The 2,748-nt window shown below is 60.8% G+C and carries 4 protein-coding genes; 3 read left to right on the top strand and 1 reads right to left on the bottom strand.

The features are described 5' to 3' along the window. Positions 1-283, top strand: a 283-nt coding sequence (locus tag KAY22_RS27485; RefSeq protein WP_296626217.1) for a hypothetical protein, incomplete at its 5' end; no start/stop codon positions are given. A gap of 357 nt (positions 284-640) precedes the next feature. Here KAY22_RS27485 and KAY22_RS27490 read toward each other — a convergent pair. After that, positions 641-838 (bottom strand): hypothetical protein, encoded by a 198-nt coding sequence (locus KAY22_RS27490; RefSeq protein ID WP_296626218.1) that lies wholly within the window; start codon positions 836-838, stop codon positions 641-643. A gap of 73 nt (positions 839-911) precedes the next feature. Between KAY22_RS27490 and KAY22_RS27495 the strand changes: the two genes are divergently transcribed. Both KAY22_RS27495 and KAY22_RS27500 read left to right on the top strand, forming a co-directional pair. Beyond that, positions 912-1,709: an N-acetylmuramidase family protein gene (locus KAY22_RS27495; RefSeq protein ID WP_296626219.1), complete on the top strand. Its 798-nt coding sequence runs from the start codon at positions 912-914 to the stop codon at positions 1,707-1,709. A gap of 814 nt (positions 1,710-2,523) precedes the next feature. Then, positions 2,524-2,727, top strand: a complete 204-nt coding sequence (locus KAY22_RS27500) for a hypothetical protein (protein WP_296626220.1) — start codon at positions 2,524-2,526, stop codon at positions 2,725-2,727. The last annotated feature ends 21 nt before the right edge of the window (positions 2,728-2,748 follow it).

Here is a 2,748-nt window from a genome sequence, read left to right on the forward strand (position 1 = left end):
GGTCTCGATAACCCTTGGTCAGATCATCGGCGGCGTCATCCCCGGCGGCAACTTTGCGGTTCCGATAGCCGGTGCGGCTGCTGGCGCGGCACGGGACCGTGCGGCTGTCGAAGCATTGGATATCTTGCTGGAGAAGGTAAGTGGCGGACAAGTCGCGTCAACAAGCGCCGGCCGAGCGGCGACGGAGATTGCGGGCCGTCGCGCTATCCCCTCTGCATCAATCGGAGCGGTAGAAGCAAAAGAACAGTTGAAACAAAGACCAGAACGTAGCCGACAGCCATGATGAACGGGAGTGCTGCAAATCCTGCAACAAGTCCCCATCCGAGCCCGAGGCTCTCCGTCGTCCAAGTGAAAACGTAGCCGATCAACCAAAAAGCGGGGATCAAGGCTACAACCAGAACTAAGAAGTTCTCACCACCCTTGGTGAGAAGCGGCTCAGGCTTTCCCGCTCTGCTCCATTCGGAAGGGTGCAGGTCCACGACCTGACGCTCTTTTTTCTGCATCCGCTCCCATTACCACACCGCCCGCGCAGCGCATAGCCGGGCGCCTCACTCCGCTTTGTCGAAAGGAAGGGCGATGCTTGAGAACGTCGTGTGGACCGCGAGCGGAGGTCGCCTCGCTGCTGCCACTCCATCGACAATCAATTCGGCCGATTTGGAGATGACGGCGCATTGCCCAAATCCAAAAGGGCCTTCGCGATCTCGGTGGCCTGATCGATCGGAATGATGAGTGCCAATGGCGGGCGGTTCGTCCATTCCAGTTTGATCACAGCCGCTCCCATCGCGTTGTCGCGGCCAACCGACCATTTGCCGACGTTTATCGCCGCAATCTCTGTCATCGCATCCTCCCTCAACGCCGCCTGATCTCACCACAGCCCGGCATTTCTGTCGATTCTCCTGAAAGGAACCGTCATGTTTGACGATGCGACCGTGCGCGCGGTGGCGACCATCGCCGCGCGTCTGAAAGTGGAGTCCGCCGCCCTGCTTGCCGTGGCGGAGGTGGAGAGCGGCGGAAAGGCCTTCGCGCGCGTCGCCGGCCGAAACGAGCCGCTGATCCGCTTCGAGGGCCATTACTTCGACCGCCGCCTTACGCCGGAGCAGCGCAAGCAGGCCCGCGCGGCGGGGCTGGCGAGCCCGAAGGCCGGCGGCGTGCCGAATCCGGCGAAGCAGGAAGACCGCTGGAAGCTGCTCAACCGCGCCATTCTGATCAACTCCAACGCCGCCATGGAGAGTGTGTCGTGGGGCGTCGGGCAGGTCATGGGCGCGCACTGGAAGGCGCTCGGCTACGGCTCCGTGACCGAGATGGTCAACGCCTGCCGGGCCTCTGTCGCGGGGCAGGTGGAGGTGATGGCCCGGTTCATCGAGAAGAACGGGCTTGCCGGCGCGCTGCGTGGCAAGGACTGGCCGAAGTTCGCCCGCGCCTATAACGGCCCTGCCTACAAGCAGAACGCCTATGATACGAAGATGGCGCGCGCCTACGCGAAATGGGCGAAAGCCGGCGTGCCGGCTGCCTCGCCGAAGCCCGCGCCCGCGCCCGTGGAGCCTCCAAAGCCCGCCGCGCCCATTCCAGTGCCGCCGGATCCGAGTGTCACGCCTACGCCGCCCGCTGGCCGCGCCAAGGGCATCTGGGCGCTCATCATCGCCGCGCTGCTCGGCGCATGGCTCTGGCTGACGGATGTTTGGAATCATGCGTGGGCTTGGCTATTCTAGCCAGCCCCATGTTCTACGATCCTTAATCGCATAGACTATGTTCCAGCTGATTCCCAATCGCCGGGCAATTTCTCTGCAATTCATCGTTCCAAGAAGCGATCTGACACGAATAACCATCGCTTCGTCAATCTTGGCTGTAGGGGATCTCGTGCCGCGTATGTGAGTGTTGTGTTCAATTTTGTCCAGTTGGTTCTCGCTCGGGGTTTTCCACTGTAAATGGGAGGGGTTGACGCATCCGCGATGCCCTTGACCGCACACATGCGCCGCTTGGTGCGCTGTTGTTGGAGCAGGCCCATGACGGACTTCGCAGAGGTATCTTGTCACAACCTGTCGTTTACCGTGAATGGATATGCTTGGAGCCCACCCGCGTTTGCCGGGCGTGAACGGCCAATGCAGGCAATTGTCCCCCGTGAAAGGCGACGCAACTTCTAGTACGAAGTTTATCCTCTTCCCCTTGTTTTTGTTTGTAAGACGCACAGATGGATCGCCATGCTTTTTGAGGCGCGTGGCGTGCGTTTTGCAAAGTCCTCTAGCGGAATGAAGATTTAAGCACCCATCCATCGAACAGATGCCGCGCGGCCTCGCTCTGGCGATACTCGCGTCGCCGTGCCGCCATTTCCGCGCATAGTGCATGGAGCACATGCCCGCGCATTTGACGGGCTTGCCGCAGTCTGGAATTGCGCATATCGGATTCTCAGCCATTTCGACCTCCTTACAGGTTGGCTTGGTTAGAGCGCGCCGCGATGTGTCCAGCATCCGGCGCGTTCGTTTTTTATAGCAGAATCAACTGATTAAATCAAATGTGGAGGCTGACATGCTTGGACCGATCTCCCGCATCATCCTGCGCCTGATCGTCGGGTTTCTCGTCGGCAAAGCCGTGTTCTCGGCAGAGGATGGCAATGCGCTTTCGTCCGACCCGGAAATCGCGGCGCTGATCGAGATGGCCCTTGCCGGCGCGATCTGGGCCGGGACCGAAGGCTGGTACTGGCTCGCGAAGCGCCTTGGGTGGGCGACATGACCGCGCTCGTCCTCCTACTTC

Origin of the sequence: Rhizorhabdus sp. (assembly GCF_018006725.1) — a bacterium.
Classification (GTDB): domain Bacteria; phylum Pseudomonadota; class Alphaproteobacteria; order Sphingomonadales; family Sphingomonadaceae; genus Rhizorhabdus.